21 protein-coding genes are annotated in these 13,910 nt (G+C 32.7%); 6 read left to right on the top strand and 15 right to left on the bottom strand.

Going from position 1 to position 13,910, the window contains the following annotated elements:
- Window positions 1-74 precede the first annotated feature (74 nt).
- From IGI92_RS02705 to IGI92_RS02690, 4 genes are all read right to left on the bottom strand, one after another.
- Complete coding sequence (locus IGI92_RS02705) at window positions 75-290, bottom strand: hypothetical protein (protein WP_016620689.1); 216 nt, start codon at window positions 288-290, stop codon at window positions 75-77.
- A 68-nt stretch (window positions 291-358) separates the two neighbouring features.
- The gene (locus IGI92_RS02700; protein WP_005237682.1) at window positions 359-559 is read right to left on the bottom strand and encodes a cold-shock protein; all 201 of its coding nucleotides are present in this window, start codon (window positions 557-559) and stop codon (window positions 359-361) included.
- Window positions 560-903: 344 nt separating this feature from the next.
- Complete coding sequence (locus IGI92_RS02695) at window positions 904-1,317, bottom strand: type II toxin-antitoxin system death-on-curing family toxin (RefSeq protein WP_016620687.1); 414 nt, start codon at window positions 1,315-1,317, stop codon at window positions 904-906.
- Window positions 1,314-1,550 carry an AbrB/MazE/SpoVT family DNA-binding domain-containing protein gene (locus IGI92_RS02690; RefSeq protein WP_042890049.1) on the bottom strand — a complete coding sequence of 79 codons (237 nt, stop codon included), beginning with the start codon at window positions 1,548-1,550 and terminating at the stop codon, window positions 1,314-1,316. Before IGI92_RS02690 ends, IGI92_RS02695 begins: the two co-directional genes overlap by 4 nt.
- Window positions 1,551-1,722: 172 nt before the next feature.
- On the opposite strand from IGI92_RS02690, the gene IGI92_RS02685 reads away from it, so the two are divergent.
- On the top strand, window positions 1,723-1,881 hold the full coding sequence (locus IGI92_RS02685) for a hypothetical protein (RefSeq protein WP_016620685.1): 159 nt from the start codon (window positions 1,723-1,725) through the stop codon (window positions 1,879-1,881).
- Window positions 1,882-2,465: 584 nt separating this feature from the next.
- On the opposite strand, the gene IGI92_RS02680 is transcribed toward IGI92_RS02685, so the two are convergent.
- The 6 genes from IGI92_RS02680 to IGI92_RS02655 all read right to left on the bottom strand — a co-directional run bounded on the left by IGI92_RS02680 (window position 2,466) and on the right by IGI92_RS02655 (window position 5,645).
- The gene (locus IGI92_RS02680) at window positions 2,466-3,470 is read right to left on the bottom strand and encodes an NADP-dependent oxidoreductase (protein ID WP_429974857.1); all 1,005 of its coding nucleotides are present in this window, start codon (window positions 3,468-3,470) and stop codon (window positions 2,466-2,468) included.
- A gap of 64 nt (window positions 3,471-3,534) precedes the next feature.
- The gene (locus IGI92_RS02675; protein ID WP_430607926.1) at window positions 3,535-3,657 is read right to left on the bottom strand and encodes a hypothetical protein; all 123 of its coding nucleotides are present in this window, start codon (window positions 3,655-3,657) and stop codon (window positions 3,535-3,537) included.
- Between the two features lie 112 nt (window positions 3,658-3,769).
- Complete coding sequence (locus IGI92_RS02670; protein ID WP_430608476.1) at window positions 3,770-4,102, bottom strand: hypothetical protein; 333 nt, start codon at window positions 4,100-4,102, stop codon at window positions 3,770-3,772.
- Complete coding sequence (locus IGI92_RS02665) at window positions 4,102-4,254, bottom strand: hypothetical protein (protein WP_016620682.1); 153 nt, start codon at window positions 4,252-4,254, stop codon at window positions 4,102-4,104. Before IGI92_RS02665 ends, IGI92_RS02670 begins: the two co-directional genes overlap by 1 nt.
- An 18-nt stretch (window positions 4,255-4,272) precedes the next feature.
- Window positions 4,273-5,019, bottom strand: a complete 747-nt coding sequence (locus IGI92_RS02660; RefSeq protein WP_016620681.1) for an SDR family NAD(P)-dependent oxidoreductase — start codon at window positions 5,017-5,019, stop codon at window positions 4,273-4,275.
- A 14-nt stretch (window positions 5,020-5,033) separates the two neighbouring features.
- Window positions 5,034-5,645, bottom strand: coding sequence for a TetR/AcrR family transcriptional regulator (locus IGI92_RS02655; RefSeq protein ID WP_016620680.1), 612 nt, complete (start codon window positions 5,643-5,645; stop codon window positions 5,034-5,036).
- 571 nt (window positions 5,646-6,216) lie between these two features.
- On the opposite strand from IGI92_RS02655, the gene IGI92_RS02650 reads away from it, so the two are divergent.
- The 3 genes from IGI92_RS02650 to IGI92_RS02640 all read left to right on the top strand — a co-directional run bounded on the left by IGI92_RS02650 (window position 6,217) and on the right by IGI92_RS02640 (window position 7,518).
- The gene (locus tag IGI92_RS02650) at window positions 6,217-6,462 is read left to right on the top strand and encodes a hypothetical protein (RefSeq protein WP_042890047.1); all 246 of its coding nucleotides are present in this window, start codon (window positions 6,217-6,219) and stop codon (window positions 6,460-6,462) included.
- Window positions 6,463-6,691: 229 nt separating this feature from the next.
- Window positions 6,692-6,838, top strand: coding sequence for a hypothetical protein (locus tag IGI92_RS02645; RefSeq protein WP_016620678.1), 147 nt, complete (start codon window positions 6,692-6,694; stop codon window positions 6,836-6,838).
- A 425-nt stretch (window positions 6,839-7,263) separates the two neighbouring features.
- The gene (locus tag IGI92_RS02640; RefSeq protein ID WP_016620677.1) at window positions 7,264-7,518 is read left to right on the top strand and encodes a hypothetical protein; all 255 of its coding nucleotides are present in this window, start codon (window positions 7,264-7,266) and stop codon (window positions 7,516-7,518) included.
- 1,536 nt (window positions 7,519-9,054) lie between these two features.
- Here the strand turns inward: IGI92_RS02640 and IGI92_RS02635 are convergent.
- Window positions 9,055-9,444, bottom strand: a complete 390-nt coding sequence (locus tag IGI92_RS02635) for a winged helix-turn-helix transcriptional regulator (RefSeq protein WP_016620672.1) — start codon at window positions 9,442-9,444, stop codon at window positions 9,055-9,057.
- A 125-nt stretch (window positions 9,445-9,569) separates the two neighbouring features.
- On the opposite strand from IGI92_RS02635, the gene IGI92_RS02630 reads away from it, so the two are divergent.
- Window positions 9,570-10,571: an NAD(P)H-dependent flavin oxidoreductase gene (locus IGI92_RS02630; protein ID WP_430607920.1), complete on the top strand. Its 1,002-nt coding sequence runs from the start codon at window positions 9,570-9,572 to the stop codon at window positions 10,569-10,571.
- Between the two features lie 276 nt (window positions 10,572-10,847).
- Here IGI92_RS02630 and IGI92_RS02625 read toward each other — a convergent pair whose 3' ends face one another.
- Window positions 10,848-11,063, bottom strand: a complete 216-nt coding sequence (locus IGI92_RS02625; RefSeq protein WP_016620670.1) for a hypothetical protein — start codon at window positions 11,061-11,063, stop codon at window positions 10,848-10,850.
- 79 nt (window positions 11,064-11,142) lie between these two features.
- Window positions 11,143-11,343, bottom strand: a complete 201-nt coding sequence (locus tag IGI92_RS02620) for a cold-shock protein (RefSeq protein WP_086332069.1) — start codon at window positions 11,341-11,343, stop codon at window positions 11,143-11,145.
- 295 nt (window positions 11,344-11,638) lie between these two features.
- Here IGI92_RS02620 and IGI92_RS02615 point away from each other — a divergent pair, with 295 nt between their 5' ends.
- Window positions 11,639-11,788 carry a hypothetical protein gene (locus IGI92_RS02615; RefSeq protein ID WP_016612421.1) on the top strand — a complete coding sequence of 50 codons (150 nt, stop codon included), beginning with the start codon at window positions 11,639-11,641 and terminating at the stop codon, window positions 11,786-11,788.
- A gap of 75 nt (window positions 11,789-11,863) precedes the next feature.
- On the opposite strand, the gene IGI92_RS02610 is transcribed toward IGI92_RS02615, so the two are convergent.
- Both IGI92_RS02610 and IGI92_RS02605 read right to left on the bottom strand, forming a co-directional pair.
- Window positions 11,864-12,070, bottom strand: coding sequence for a hypothetical protein (locus IGI92_RS02610; RefSeq protein WP_016620668.1), 207 nt, complete (start codon window positions 12,068-12,070; stop codon window positions 11,864-11,866).
- Window positions 12,071-12,487: 417 nt separating this feature from the next.
- Window positions 12,488-13,675, bottom strand: coding sequence for a cation:proton antiporter (locus IGI92_RS02605; protein WP_429974859.1), 1,188 nt, complete (start codon window positions 13,673-13,675; stop codon window positions 12,488-12,490).
- Between the last annotated feature and the right edge of the window lie 235 nt (window positions 13,676-13,910).

Here is a 13,910-nt window from a genome sequence, read left to right as displayed (position 1 = left end):
ATTCAAAAAATCGACTATCTATTTACTTATAAATAGTAAATCATCATATACACTAAGAATGTTCTCCATTGATTTCAGTTACTCATTAAATTTTTATAATTTATAACTGTTCTTTCTGTAGTATTCGTCACTTCTGAATGTGATAAGCTTACAACTGCTGAATTACTGAGTAGTTTTATAATTGTTCCTGCTACTTGTTTTTTTCTATATTTAAATAAGACTTGTTGATCTTTATGAAATTCTTGTCCTTCTACTGAAGGTTCTTGTGGTTTCCATTGTGAAAAACTCATTCTCACCCCTCCTTTAAAGTATGAAAAAACCCGCCTCACACACGTTGAGACGAGTTTAAAAGATCCTTTTATGCTTTATATATATTAGCAGCTTGCAAGCCACGTTGACCTTCTTCAGTATCAAAAGTAACTGCTTGACCTTCATCTAAAGATTTAAATCCATCCGCTTGAATCGCTGAAAAATGAGCAAAGACATCTTGACCATCTTCTCCTGTAATGAACCCAAAACCTTTATCTGAATTAAACCATTTCACTGTACCTTTATTCATACTGTTTCCTCCTTGTGCATCTCTACGTATGCGTTTTGTTGCAATAAATGTTTGATTAGCAAAAGGAGAGTATAAATTTAAGTATAGAACTCTTAATACGTTTCAAAATATATCACTATAAGTAGTATACCACATAATTAGATAGGAATGTAGTTTTTTGGAAATAAGGTATTTTTCTAAAGTAAAGCTTAATGACATGAAATTTACGCCTGATGCACATGGCAATTTTTGTCTATCTAAGTATCTCTTAAAAGCTCTTCCTATATCTACATAATAATATTTCTTAACCCCCAAAAATAGAAGTAAACTAAATCTCCATACTTAAATGAATCACTAGTTTGCTCCTATTCTTTGGGATCAATCTTCGTTGAATTGTTTTTTAGCATGTCTGTTGTTAAATTCTTTAAGGTATCAAATTCACCCTGATACGTAGCAATTCTAACTACAAATTCTACAACTTCCTGATTTTCCATTTTTAGGGAATGGCCATTTAGCTTAAGAAAAACATATGCAGCTAAAAATGCTGTACGTTTGTTTGCATTATGAAATGGATGATTTTTGATCAGGTTTATTAATAGGACTGCTGCTTTGCTAAACCCATCATGATATAAATCTTTTTCAAAAATATGTTGTTTGGGTTCATTAACAGCCATACTCAACGCATTTTTATCACTGATACCAATTGTTTCCTGCGGTGAATAATTCTTTATTTGAATGACATTTAATTTTACTATATCTTTTTCACTTAAATAGATCATCTATCAACGAGTTCCTTAAATGCAGCATCACATTCAGATAGAGCTTGGTTCACATACATATCAATTTCAAGATCTAAATTGCTTTCTTCCTTCACGATCGCATCCATCATTTTGTCTTCATCAATAAAAATTGTATCTCCAGACTTCAAACCCTTTTGTAATAAACTTTCTTTTGATAAAGTTACAACTATTGAGTTACCTACTTCTCTAATCTTCCTTTTTTTAATATTCATATTATCAGCTCCCATATTATGTATACACCGTATATCCTAAACGCTCAAATATTTTTATTCTGTGTATAGTATCCCTTAGAAAGCACTGTGACAAAGACGAGTACTACTTTAATGCATATAATAAGTTGGAAAACAAAGTTGTTAAAGCTTAAAAAATTAGGAGGGAGACATTATGACAAAAATTGTAGATTTACAAGGTGATTCAAGAATCATGGGATCAATGAAACCGGACAGATTCGTGGCAGGTATTACTAAAATTGCTCGGTACCATTCAGCAACACCAAAAGGTGATGTGTGGGTATTTAAAAACCATTGGCGTAATTTAGGGTGAGGGAACTAGAGCCTACCATAAAGTTATTTTGCATAACGAATCAGTTCAATTGTTTTATTGGGATAACGTGATTAAAAAATGCGTAGGTGGATACGGTTGTTTAGCCATTGGACCGACAATAGACCGAAAACTGACATCTTATTAAGTAAGCGGACTTACAATTTTATAAAAAAAACCGCTTGAAAAAAAGTGAATGTGCATAGTTACCAAGAGTAAAATCTACAGTTCGAAATTAAGCTAATATAAATTGACAAAAAATGCTTGCTAATGATTTTTTTTTAATGTAGGGTTATTATGCAAGGTGTATTAAAAAAGAAGAGTACTAGGCTAGAAAGTTTGGGGAAGTTTTGGGGGAAGTCTTTCTATGCTTACCTAGCACTCTTCTTTTTTATCTTATCATTATTATTACATAATAGATATTATTAATTAAACTATCGTCCAATTTTTTTCTTACGACCAAATCCCTCTTATTCAGATTCGAACAGGAGGGATTTTATATTATCGTGGTTGGCTCTAAGCTAAAGATTTATGTGTTGTCCTCAAATGACGAACTATCGGTTGCATTTGTTTCTATATCTCCTTTCTCAATCCAATTTGACCACTACCTTGCCATTAGGATGACCATCTTTGACAAATGTTATAGCTTCGTTCACTTGTTCTAATGCGAACTCATGTGAATCAATTTTTGGTACGATATTTTCTTTTTCTACGATTTCTGATATTGCTCGTAATTGCTGCCCATTCGCTTGAACAAAAATAAAACAATACTCAACACCATGTTTCTTCGCTTTTTGATCTATCTTGGCGCCCGCTACTCCGAATACCCATTGTTTCCATTTTGGCATGTTTTGATTGATTGCAAATTGCTTATTTGGCCCTGCAATCAAACTAAGTAATTTCCCGCCAGATTTGATGATAGAAAGCTCCCGATCAATTTCTTTCGCGCCTAGCGTATCTATAACAAAATCAACTTTATCTAGAACTTCCCAATAGTTTTCTTTTTTATAATTTAAATATCGATCTGCACCTGCTTGGAGAATTCGTTCTTTTGCAGCTGCATTTCCTGATACAATGACATGTAACCCAAGATGTTTCGCAAGTGGCACTGCCATTTGCCCGAAGCTCCCTGAGCCACCAGAAATAAAAACAGATTGACCAGCTTGAACTTGTAATATTTCTGTCAATCCTTGATAAGCGGTAAGTCCAGTCAAAGGAACACCAGCCCCGGTAACAAAATCTAAATTCGTGGGTAAAAACCAAATTGCTGATTGATCGACTGCGACATATTCCGCAAATGCGCCAATTTTATCCACTGGTAATCTTGTATAGACTTTATCTCCTTTTTTAAAATTGGTTACTTCACTTCCGGCAGCTTCGATTATCCCCGTTAATTCATTTCCAAGTGTCAATGGTTTTGGGTAGTCTTGAATCAACTTTACAGCACCCGTAATATTTAAAGTTTCTAATGGATTGACTGCGGCCACTTTTACTTTAATTAGCACCTCATGCTTTGAAATTTTTGGAATTGGAATATCTGTAATTTTTACATCAATTGATTTGGAATAATGATTGATTTGCGCTGCTTTCATCTAAATTTCACTCTCCTATTAAAGAAACCACCAATATTTTTTTATTGATGTTTTCTTTTGTTGTCTAGTTCATTTCAGGATAATCGGCATAGCCAGCTTCTCCTTGGTTGACATAAAACGTATTTGGATTCGGTGAATTTAAGGGATACTCATTTTTTAATCGTTCCACTAGATCAGGATTCGCCAAAGAGATGACTCCTACCGAAACAAGATCAGCTAAATCATTCTCTAAATCACTCGCTATACTTGATAATGGGCGATATGGTCTGTTTACGATTAAAACACTGTCCCATAAATGGCTAATATCTTGTAAAAACGCTTCTTTTCCTACACATGCAGTGGATTAAATAGACGTTTACTCCATGAATTTCCACACCATCTGCTCCTGCTTCGATTGCTAAAGAGGCAGCATGACGGTACTCATCAATGATAGTAGGAATATCTTCTGTTTGTATGGCTTTCGGAACAGGAATATCTTGCATTCCTGTAAGTGTAAACATTTTTTCTTTAGGTGCGATTGCTGAAGGCGCGATTGCTTTTTTATGAGAGGGCAAGTTATCCGGGTGTGATATTCTCCCAACATACATTAATTGAATAAAAATTTTCCCACCTTTTGCATGGACTTCATCAATTACTGTCTTCCAAGCGTTGGCTTGTTCGATAGTATAAATTCCTGCGTATTAAGATAACCTTGACCTATTTCTGATGGTTGTACGCCTTCAGTAATAATCAATCCCATTGAAGTGCGTTGTCCGTAGTACTTTTCTGCGAATAATTTATCCATTTTGTTTTCTCCCTTATCTTATAATCCTTGTAATATTGGGTGAATTCCATCATTCAATACAAATTCGTTCTTTTCATTTACAATCCCTACGATATGATCACTTTCATATAGCTTGATCAAGAATTGTGCCATTTCCTTTGCTGTATGATACTGTTTCACACCCGTGCTATAGTCAAAACTATCAAGATTATTGGCTTTAGCAATAAATTCTGTTTCCGTGATTGCTGGTGCCAAAACTTTCGCTTTCAGTCGATGTCCTTGCAATTCTTTCGCTAAACCCTCGGTATAAACGCTAACATAATATTTTGTTGCCGAATAAATGGTATTACCTAATGCAAGTATATAACCCATAGCTGATGAAACATTGATTAATTGTGTATTTTCTTTATCGGCATATTCTTTTGCAAAAAGAGTAGACAAAATAGTTACTGCATCAATGTTTACTCGTAACATAGATTCTATTTTCAGGAGGTCTTCATTAATGATTAAACCCGAATCTCCTAAGCCTGCATTATTAATCCATGTTTCAATATTATAGGATTTCAAGTCTTCATATAACTCATAGACCTGTCCTCGATCAGATAAATCGCTACTTTTGAGAACAATGTTAAGTGTATTATCTTCAAAAAGAATCTTTTCCTTCAGTTCCTCTAATTTATCCATTCGTCTGGCTACTAATATCAAATTCTTTCCTTTTGCGGAAAATGCCAGAGCTGCTTCATAGCCAATTCCTGAACTAGCTCCTGTAATCACTGTAAATTCCATGTTTTGTGACTCCTTTAGAATATATTTTTTAGTGTTTGGTCAATAATTATATTTAATTTTTGAGAATCATTCGTTGTTTTTGCCAATACTCGAATACCAACTAATGCATTATGAAGATAGTATGCTAACGCTTGTATATTCGTATTTGGCGTCAGTTGTTTTTCCTCTTGCGCTTTCTCCAATATCTCAGAAATAATTTGAACTTCACGATCAAAATAATCTTGAACTTCTTTAGCTATACTAGGATCAATGTATGATAATTCGGTTGCAGAATTTACAATTAAGCATCCTGCCCTATTTTTCTCCGTCGAAAGAACGATTGAAAAAAGACTCTTTAAACGGTCATATCCTGATATGCTTACAGATAACGTTTTGTCTATTTTACGAGCAATCATTTCTTCATAGCGCTTTAGGGATAGAACAAATAGATTATGCTTATCGCCAAAAGTATCATAAATACTACGTCGATGAATCCCCATTGCATCGACTAAATCCTGTATCGAAGTAGCTTCATATCCATTTTCCCAAAAGACATCCATCGCTCGATCTAAAACTTCTTGAGTATCAAACTCCTTTGGTCTCCCCACATTATTAACTCCTTTGGTTATAATTTTTATTTGATCCATTATTTAGAACGACCATTCTAAAAATTATCTAAAAAAAGAAATCCTCTTCCCGAAATTACTAGAACGATCATTCTCAAAATAGCATAATTATTAAATTTTGCAAAGTATTTTGTTTAAAACGTTAAATAAGCTTAATTTACTGACCCTTGTAAAGTAAAAAGATTATTTTGCTTCTCATGTAACCTAATAAACTCTTTACACTAACATTATTCCCATACAATCCATTTGCTATTTTCCACCAATAGAGACATAATTCTGAAGGATATATTCCATCCGGATCAGTTAGAATAAGCTCTTCCTAGTCTATTCCTACCCACATTTAATAAAATAGTATAGTATCTTAAGTAATCAACCTACAAACAATTAATACGTTGCGAGAAAAATATCAGACTTGTTATATAAAGTTTTAACAGTAGCTTTTAAAACCATATAGAAAATAGTAAAGAACGGAACTAAACTGAATCATACATAAGCAAAAATACTTTCTAATTTCTTTCTATTTAAGCGCTTACTACCAATAAGGAGATATAAAAGGTTGAATATGTTATACTACATAAAAGGAAGTGATCGCATGATTTACAAGACTGTAATATGGTTAGTGCCAGAAAATAATAGTTATGTTGGCTTCCATGAAGAAAGAATCTCATTCGTCAATTTAAATACAGAGGAGCTTTCCAATTTATATATCATCACTCGTAGTTATAAGTATCAAGATGTATTGCGTAGAATTTTTGATGAAAATATGAATCATAACGATAATGATGTTAGGTTTTATTTCTACAAAGATGAATATCTTGCTGTTAGAGTTCTTGATTGATTCTTATTTTCAATTCTCAATAATTAAAAATACAAAAAAGAAAATGTTACTATAAAGACCGATTTTGCTCATTTATGAACAAAATACTAGCTTTCACTTTTTATTAATTTATTTTCAATAAATTTTGATTATTCTAAACAGCCTCTCCTCGAATACGCTTTTCAAAATCTACTATACCTTGGAATTAATTAATAGTAATCTGAGCACTAATGAAAGGAGACGATATTTAATGTACGTTGTAAAAGTATTGCATGGCTATATAACACCTGACGGGTACCGAACACTTTTTAAAAGCAAAGCAAGATTATTTCAATATAAATCTGAAGCAGAAGAATTTGCATCCAAGATAGGCGGAAGAGTAAATAAAGTAGAATAGCTGATTGGAAGTAGAGAAGTCATTTTTTCGCTTAAAAAAACTTTATATATTTCACTTGATTCACTCCACTTTATGTTAATATTTGCTTATTTTTACTTTTCTGATTAACCTAAACTATATTTACTATGTCTTCAGAACCAAAATTTTATGGAATATCAGACCTTCACCAGAATTAAATGACAGAACTGAAGCTATAGTACTTTCTCTTATATTAATTTTTTCAATAAGTTTAGGCTATTCTAGATTGATAGAGTTAATTTGTATCTCACAGTCAAATTAATGCTTCAATTGAAATTTGTCATAATTTCCTTTAAGCAGTGTTCGTTAAAGAGATGTATAATTAATACTCTGGTGCAGTATTCTAATTCTTCATTAGCTTTATCTGATTTATCATTTTATTTTAAAATTATACAAAGAGGTGACTTATGTTAAAAACAAAAATTGATATTGTCTCACTAATGAAAAATGTATCCATACAAGTGGCTGATTCTTTCGATAGTGCCTCAGTTATTGCAGAGTTCGAAACACCCATTGAAGTACTTGAGTTTTCAGAGAAAAAATTCAATTCTACATCCGAAGAATTCCTACATACCTTCCATAAAATTTTCCAGGATGCCTATGTTACAGAACTCATTAAACAATTAAAAGATCAAAATGTAAGTTTCAAATACCTCTCTTAAAAATCAATTGAAGTAATACCTATAAAAATGTCTAAAAAAATGACCATCTTGATGTTCACAAGTAATTTTTTAATTATTTGTAATGGATTTTTAAAAAATTAAGTTTTCTTAATTATTTGGTAATTAATCTCTTCTAAGGTTAAGTTGAGTAAGGGGCTGGTTTCAAAAGCTGATTTTTCTCCTTGGATAAATTATTTTCGTCATGCTCTGTCCCATTCCAGCCTTCATCTGGCGAGGAAAGCATCAAATTATTCCTCGCTAGTCAAATATTTATATAAATTTATTTGATATTCCTTCTGATAAGATAAGTCTTTTTCAGAAATTCCAAATATTCTTTGCTAAGTAATAAATTGAAAATAAGTACGTAATTATTAATACTATATTTACTTTTACATTTTTTGTATTTTCGATATAATTGGTTTCTTGTCAATCTACACCAATGCTATTTTCATTGTTCTTCCCTTAAATAAATCCTCCCCATCCTGATTGTTCGTTCATGTTTCTTCCGGTAGCTTCCCGATAAAATGAATTTTTTCATGAAGAATCATATTGATTAACTGATTTTCTGATCCAAGAAGTAATCCCCCAATGAATGCTTTATCTAATTCTAACAAAATTTGAATTTGTGCATTTAACGCAATATGGTTCCTCCATTTTCAAAAAAATTCCCTCATCTTTATAAACTTGTTTAAACTCTCGATATAATTCTTCATAGTACAAGTTAGTTTTTTGATATTTTTAAGAATTATCGTCATGAACAACTCTTTTTTAGAAGAAGCTAAATAGTCTCCCAGGCTATGAATAGTTTTCACTAACACCTTCTCTCCTATTTCCTTTTTTACAGGCAGTTTGCATGTTATCTTTATTTAAATAATTGCTCAATGGATAGAACACTTCATCTTGTGCTCGGTTCTGGGACAAACTCATATCGAAATGCAAGTGAGGACCGGTACTTATTTCCAGTAGTATTAAGGGGGACACTGATTGAAACGAGTGGATTCCTTTAATTATCAGAGGATTCAGATCAAATATTATTCTATACTTGTTATGTAATAAAATAGTTCAATTATGCTATAAAAAAGTGTTCAGAAACTAGTTTCTAAACACTTTTTTAACAGTTCCCTCATGTATATCTTCTTATTTCAGATTTGATTTTACTCAACATATCTTGCCGCCAAGAACGGTTTATATACTCCAACCAAAAGAAAGGCCTCTAGAGTATAAGAGTATACTCTAGTGACTTCCCAATAAACAAAAAATTTGAAAGCTTGTCTCTCTTAAGAACTTGCTTAAATTTCAGAATCATACCTATGATTAAACAATTCGATACTTGAGTTTACATTAAAAAAAGAGCGATCAGAGAAAAGTCTGTTTCTGATCACTCTCTACAAACTTTATTTATATATTTCCCCCTAAAATATACACTTCGCGGATCAACTCAGTTACTAAATATCCCCCTCGCTAGTCAGCAATTTGACATTTCGATGCTTGATTAACCCCACAGATTCACTCTTATCACTTGTGAATATTAATGTCTTAACCAGAAATATTTTCTGTCAGGTGATTATCTTCTGTATTTTCACCATAAGTTTTCCCAAAGCTTTCCATCATATTTATAATAGGTATAAAAGCTTGCCCTTTTTCTGTTAAAGAATACTCAACACGAGGAGGCACTTCGGGAAATACTTGTCGTTTCACAAGTCCATCAGCTTCTAATTCTCTGAGTTGCTTTGTGAGAGAACCTTGAGAAATATTCCATAAGAATTTTTTTATTTCACCATAACGATGCTTTTCTGATTTTAAAAACCATAATATTAAAGCTTTCCAACGTCCAGTCAATATGTTTTGTGTGTAGGCAATACCATATTTTTCTTTTTGATTCTCAATAAATTCCTTTTCAAAACCATTCTTACATAATTTTGCCATATTTCTTTTCGCCCCCTTTAGTACTTTTAAATGTACTACGGCATAAATAATAGCCTACTTTAAAAACTTAAGCAACAGATATATTATAGTGTCAGGACTTCGATAAAATAATCAATTATAAGTCTTTGGTATACAAATATTCTAATCGAAGGAAGGTTTTTATGGAAAACAGAGTAACAACACTACTTAATATCAAATACCCAATTATTTCTGCAGCAATGACATGGGTAACTTCAGCTGAGTTTGTAGCAGCTGTTTCAAATGCTGGCGGATTAGGAGTTCTAGGACCAAATGCAGGGCAAAATGAAACTTCGTCAACACCATTGGAGAATGCAGAAAATTTAAGAAAAGAAATTCGAAAAGTGAAGCAACTCACGGACAATCCATTTGCAGTAAATTACATTTTTCCTATGGGAGGTACAAGTGAAGATCCGTTTACTAGTGCTATATATGATGTCCTTATCGAAGAAAAAATTAAAATTGTTGTCGCTATAGGACAAGGTGTAGTACAACATGAAGTTGAGAGATTAAAGGAACAGAACATCACAATAATTTATAGAGACCTTAATCCAACGGTTGAAAAACTAATGGAAGCTGAAAAATCAGGCGTAGACGCATTAATTGTGACCGGCTATGAAGCAGGTGGACATATGAGTGAATTTAAAATTAGTACTCTTTCATTAGTACCACAAGTAACGAAAAAAGCAAGCCTTCCTATCATTGCTGCAGGTGGTATTATTGATGGAATTGGTGCTAAAGCTGTTTTTGATATGGGAGCAGAAGCGATTTACATGGGAACACGATTCATTGCTACTACAGAAAATCCTGCGAGCATTAGAGCTAAAAAAGCTATTTTAAGCGCTAAAAGTGAAGACTTTATTGAGTTTAAATCTGGAACAAGCCATTTAAGGACTTTACCAACCGAGGCCGGAAAAAAAGCACTCGAATTAATCAATTTAGGGAAAGCCGATGAAGCCTATCCGTATTACAAAAATGGTTTTAAATTAGGATTATTAAAAGGCGACTTGACCAATGGAACCATAAGTGTCTCAGAAGCAGCTGGTGGTATCACTGAAATTATATCTTGTGCAGAAGTCATTGATCAAATAATGAAACATTTAAAGTAATAGTAAAAACGTTCCTACCCAATACATGAAGCGAAATCCAAAAGTTAGATCAAAAATCTAACTTTTGGATGAAATAAAAAATTCAGTAGTTCTGTCCTAAATAATAGGATAACCCTCTCCTCGTTCATCTTTTTTACAACACAGCTTAAAAAGCCCTTAAAAATAAGAGCTTCCATCTTCACGCTATTTAATATTGAGGATAGCTATATAGCTAAACCAGATAAGATTTCATTCATTCGATAAAATCATGAGTAACTACTCGTATAGAGATTTGATTCAGGTCGCCATTAACTTTTTATAATTGATCACTGTCTTTTCAGAAGTATTCGTCACATTGGCGATTGATAAGGTGACAACTGCTGAATTGTTTAACAACTTTACAATTGTCCCAATTACTTGTTTTTTCCTAAACCTAAATGTGACTTGTTGATTTTTTTTAAAAGCCAATCCCTCGATGGATGGTTGTATTGGTTTCCACTGTCCAAAACTCATAATAATCTCCCCTTTTTAAATAGTAAAATTAAGTATTAAAAAAACCGTCTCAAACAGTTGAGACGGTTGAACAAATCGTTTATGCTGTGTAGATATTAGCAGCTTGCAAGCCGCGTTGACCTTCTTCAGTGTCAAAAGTAACTGCTTGACCTTCATCTAATGATTTAAAGCCATCGGCTTGAATTGCTGAAAAATGAGCAAAGACATCTTGACCATTCTCTCCGGTTATAAATCCAAAACCTTTATCTGCATTAAACCATTTTACTGTACCTTTATTCATACTATTTCCTCCTTGTGCATCACTACGTATGCGTTTTGTTGCAATAATTGTTTGATAAGCAAAAGGAGAGTATAAATTTCTGTATAGCACTCTTAATACATTTCAAAGTTTATCACTAAAGTCAGTATACCACACAAACCCTCTTGTTGCAACTTTACATAAATATATTATTTTTTTATAAACATATCGTGTACAATACACTGTTTTATATTTTATGTGCTATACTATCTATATAGAATTTCGCTATGAACGTTATCGTTACCTTTCGTCACTATCTGAGAAAGGAGAATGTATTATGACATTCACTAATAAAACGATTGATTATCGTGTTACTTTGGACACTAACTTAAACTTGTTTATTGTTTTTTCTAAAAATGATGAAACCAAAGTTGCAACTGGTACAACAATTGAAAATGCATTACATGAATTAGAAAAACTCGCATAAGGAGTGAAACCCTCTAATGTACTATCTTAATTCATACTAAAAGGACCCACTCGTTTCAATCAGTGGATCCCTTTTTTATTTTTTCGAATTAGTCAATTTTTTGAAGATAATCTCAAATGTTTTAAGTGTATCGATATCCATCTGGCACAACCATAGCAATAATGTTTTTTCCCTGTACGTCCAATTAATAAAGGGATAGGCGGATACCAACTTATTGTATCTGACCCGTTGAGCACTCGAAGCTATTCCCCAGCTTTTTTCAAAAAGCTCCTTTTCTTTCATAGATTATCTTCCTCCAAAATCCAATTGCCAAAAAATTCAGTAACGCCTCTTCCATAGTTTAAAGAGGTAGATTATGAGCGAACTCCTTTATGATATTCATTTTCCTATAATATAGGATATTTATCACCATCAACTAAATTCATTTTATCGTTTGTTGCTGAATTTTACTACTGTTCATAGACATAAGTTTCTGACACATTATAAAGTCAAATATACCAGCAATTCTTTGAAGGTGTCAAAAACTATTAAGTTTCTGCCCCCTTTAACTATTTTTTAAATTGCATATTAAATTTGATTTAGTTAGAAAAGGCCTCTCAAACTAAGGAGAGGTCTATAGTCTATTAAAAAGGAGCACAAAATTAAAATTAATAAACGACATCTCATAAACAATACATAACATCAGACTTAATCATTTACTTATTTACCTATATCTTTCGTCAATAATTTTTTATAGGTTCTCTCTATCAAAAAAGAGCCTAATGGTGCAAACACAAGAATTGCTATCACAGATACAGTTAAAATTGTTTGACCACCAGCTAATCCATATGAAAGTGGCACAGCACCAAGGGCTGCCTGGACTGTCGTTTTCGGTAAATATCCAATTCCACAAAAAAGTTTTTCTTTAGCATTCATATCTGTTGATTGTAGGCTAATCAAAATACCTAGATACCTTAGAATTGTACAGAAGAAAAGAACAGCTAATGCAGACAGAATCAAATTTAGATTGATAATTGATAAATCAATTGAAGCTCCAACCAAGACAAAGAGAAAAAGCTCCACAATGGACCATATTTTATCCAAAGAACGATTCATAGTTAATGCCAAATCATTGTTTTTGCTATATACGACCATCCCCATGATAATCAAAGCTAAAAGCCCTGAAAATGGAACTGTCGGGGCGATAGTCTCTACCCCTGCCAGGAAAAATGATAGACCTAGGAATAGTATGAATTTTGTAGTTTCTAGCAGTCTTATTTTGGCAGTAAGTGTAACAAACAGTAAGCCAATAAGATACCCTATAACCGCACCACTTATTATAGAAAGTGGAATTTGAGCAAATTCCATTACGTTGACTTCTCCACCTTGAGCGATCTTCAAAAAAGTAACAAACAAAACCATAACAAGAACATCATCAATCGAAGTACCCGCAATAATGATATGAGGGATTTTCTTCTCTACACCATATCCTTGCTTAATCAACACTATCATATAAGGAACACAAACTGCTGCAGCTACTGGAGCCAAAATACAACCTAGCAACGCTGATTCAATTAAGCTCAGTCCTAAGAAGAGTGGGCCTACGATCGTGGCAGCTAGAATTTCAAAAAGGGCTGGGACAAAACACATCAGAATGGCCGGTTTCCCTATTTGTTTTAAGTCCTTTATATCCATTGATAAACCAGCATTGGTTAACACAAGTATCAGAGCCATTTCCATCAAATCATCAGCAATCGCTAAAATACTACCATCAATTAAGTTAAATATAATCGGACCTAATAAAAAACCTGCAATAATCGTTCCAATTAAACCTGGTAATCGAAGTTTGGCGAAGATTCGATTAAACAATAAACCCGTCAATAAAATTAAAGATACACTAAATAACAATAAGCAACCTCTTTCTACACATATTTTATTTACTATCGAATCACTATTTTAACAGAACACATCAGCCGTAAAAATAGGCGTAAAAGACCTAATAACATGTGTCTAAGAGGTTCTAATTTTATTTACAAGAAATTCATTGCTTAATCATTTGAGGCGCGCTTACACACAAAAGCAACCGTTTTCATTTTGTGTTTATCGCGAATTTCACTTGCTATAAATTACATAACAAAATGTT

The organism is Enterococcus sp. DIV2379 (genome assembly GCF_050542965.1).
GTDB classification, from domain to species: domain Bacteria; phylum Bacillota; class Bacilli; order Lactobacillales; family Enterococcaceae; genus Enterococcus_D; species Enterococcus_D entomosocium.
This window is presented reverse-complemented; position numbering and strand designations above follow the sequence as displayed.

Excerpts from the sequence above, each read along its gene's own strand:
- IGI92_RS02705 (WP_016620689.1), bottom strand. The coding sequence starts at position 290 with ATGAGTTTTTCACAATGGAAACCACAAGAACCTTCAGTAGAAGGACAA.
- IGI92_RS02700 (WP_005237682.1), bottom strand. The coding sequence starts at position 559 with ATGAATAAAGGTACAGTGAAATGGTTTAATTCAGATAAAGGTTTTGGG.
- IGI92_RS02695 (WP_016620687.1), bottom strand. The coding sequence starts at position 1,317 with ATGATCTATTTAAGTGAAAAAGATATAGTAAAATTAAATGTCATTCAA.
- IGI92_RS02690 (WP_042890049.1), bottom strand. The coding sequence starts at position 1,550 with ATGAATATTAAAAAAAGGAAGATTAGAGAAGTAGGTAACTCAATAGTT.
- IGI92_RS02685 (WP_016620685.1), top strand. The coding sequence starts at position 1,723 with ATGACAAAAATTGTAGATTTACAAGGTGATTCAAGAATCATGGGATCA.
- IGI92_RS02680 (WP_429974857.1), bottom strand. The coding sequence starts at position 3,470 with ATGAAAGCAGCGCAAATCAATCATTATTCCAAATCAATTGATGTAAAA.
- IGI92_RS02665 (WP_016620682.1), bottom strand. The coding sequence starts at position 4,254 with ATGGATAAATTATTCGCAGAAAAGTACTACGGACAACGCACTTCAATG.
- IGI92_RS02660 (WP_016620681.1), bottom strand. The coding sequence starts at position 5,019 with ATGGAATTTACAGTGATTACAGGAGCTAGTTCAGGAATTGGCTATGAA.
- IGI92_RS02655 (WP_016620680.1), bottom strand. The coding sequence starts at position 5,645 with ATGGATCAAATAAAAATTATAACCAAAGGAGTTAATAATGTGGGGAGA.
- IGI92_RS02650 (WP_042890047.1), top strand. The coding sequence starts at position 6,217 with ATGATTTACAAGACTGTAATATGGTTAGTGCCAGAAAATAATAGTTAT.
- IGI92_RS02645 (WP_016620678.1), top strand. The coding sequence starts at position 6,692 with ATGTACGTTGTAAAAGTATTGCATGGCTATATAACACCTGACGGGTAC.
- IGI92_RS02640 (WP_016620677.1), top strand. The coding sequence starts at position 7,264 with ATGTTAAAAACAAAAATTGATATTGTCTCACTAATGAAAAATGTATCC.
- IGI92_RS02635 (WP_016620672.1), bottom strand. The coding sequence starts at position 9,444 with ATGGCAAAATTATGTAAGAATGGTTTTGAAAAGGAATTTATTGAGAAT.
- IGI92_RS02625 (WP_016620670.1), bottom strand. The coding sequence starts at position 11,063 with ATGAGTTTTGGACAGTGGAAACCAATACAACCATCCATCGAGGGATTG.
- IGI92_RS02620 (WP_086332069.1), bottom strand. The coding sequence starts at position 11,343 with ATGAATAAAGGTACAGTAAAATGGTTTAATGCAGATAAAGGTTTTGGA.
- IGI92_RS02615 (WP_016612421.1), top strand. The coding sequence starts at position 11,639 with ATGACATTCACTAATAAAACGATTGATTATCGTGTTACTTTGGACACT.
- IGI92_RS02610 (WP_016620668.1), bottom strand. The coding sequence starts at position 12,070 with ATGAAAGAAAAGGAGCTTTTTGAAAAAAGCTGGGGAATAGCTTCGAGT.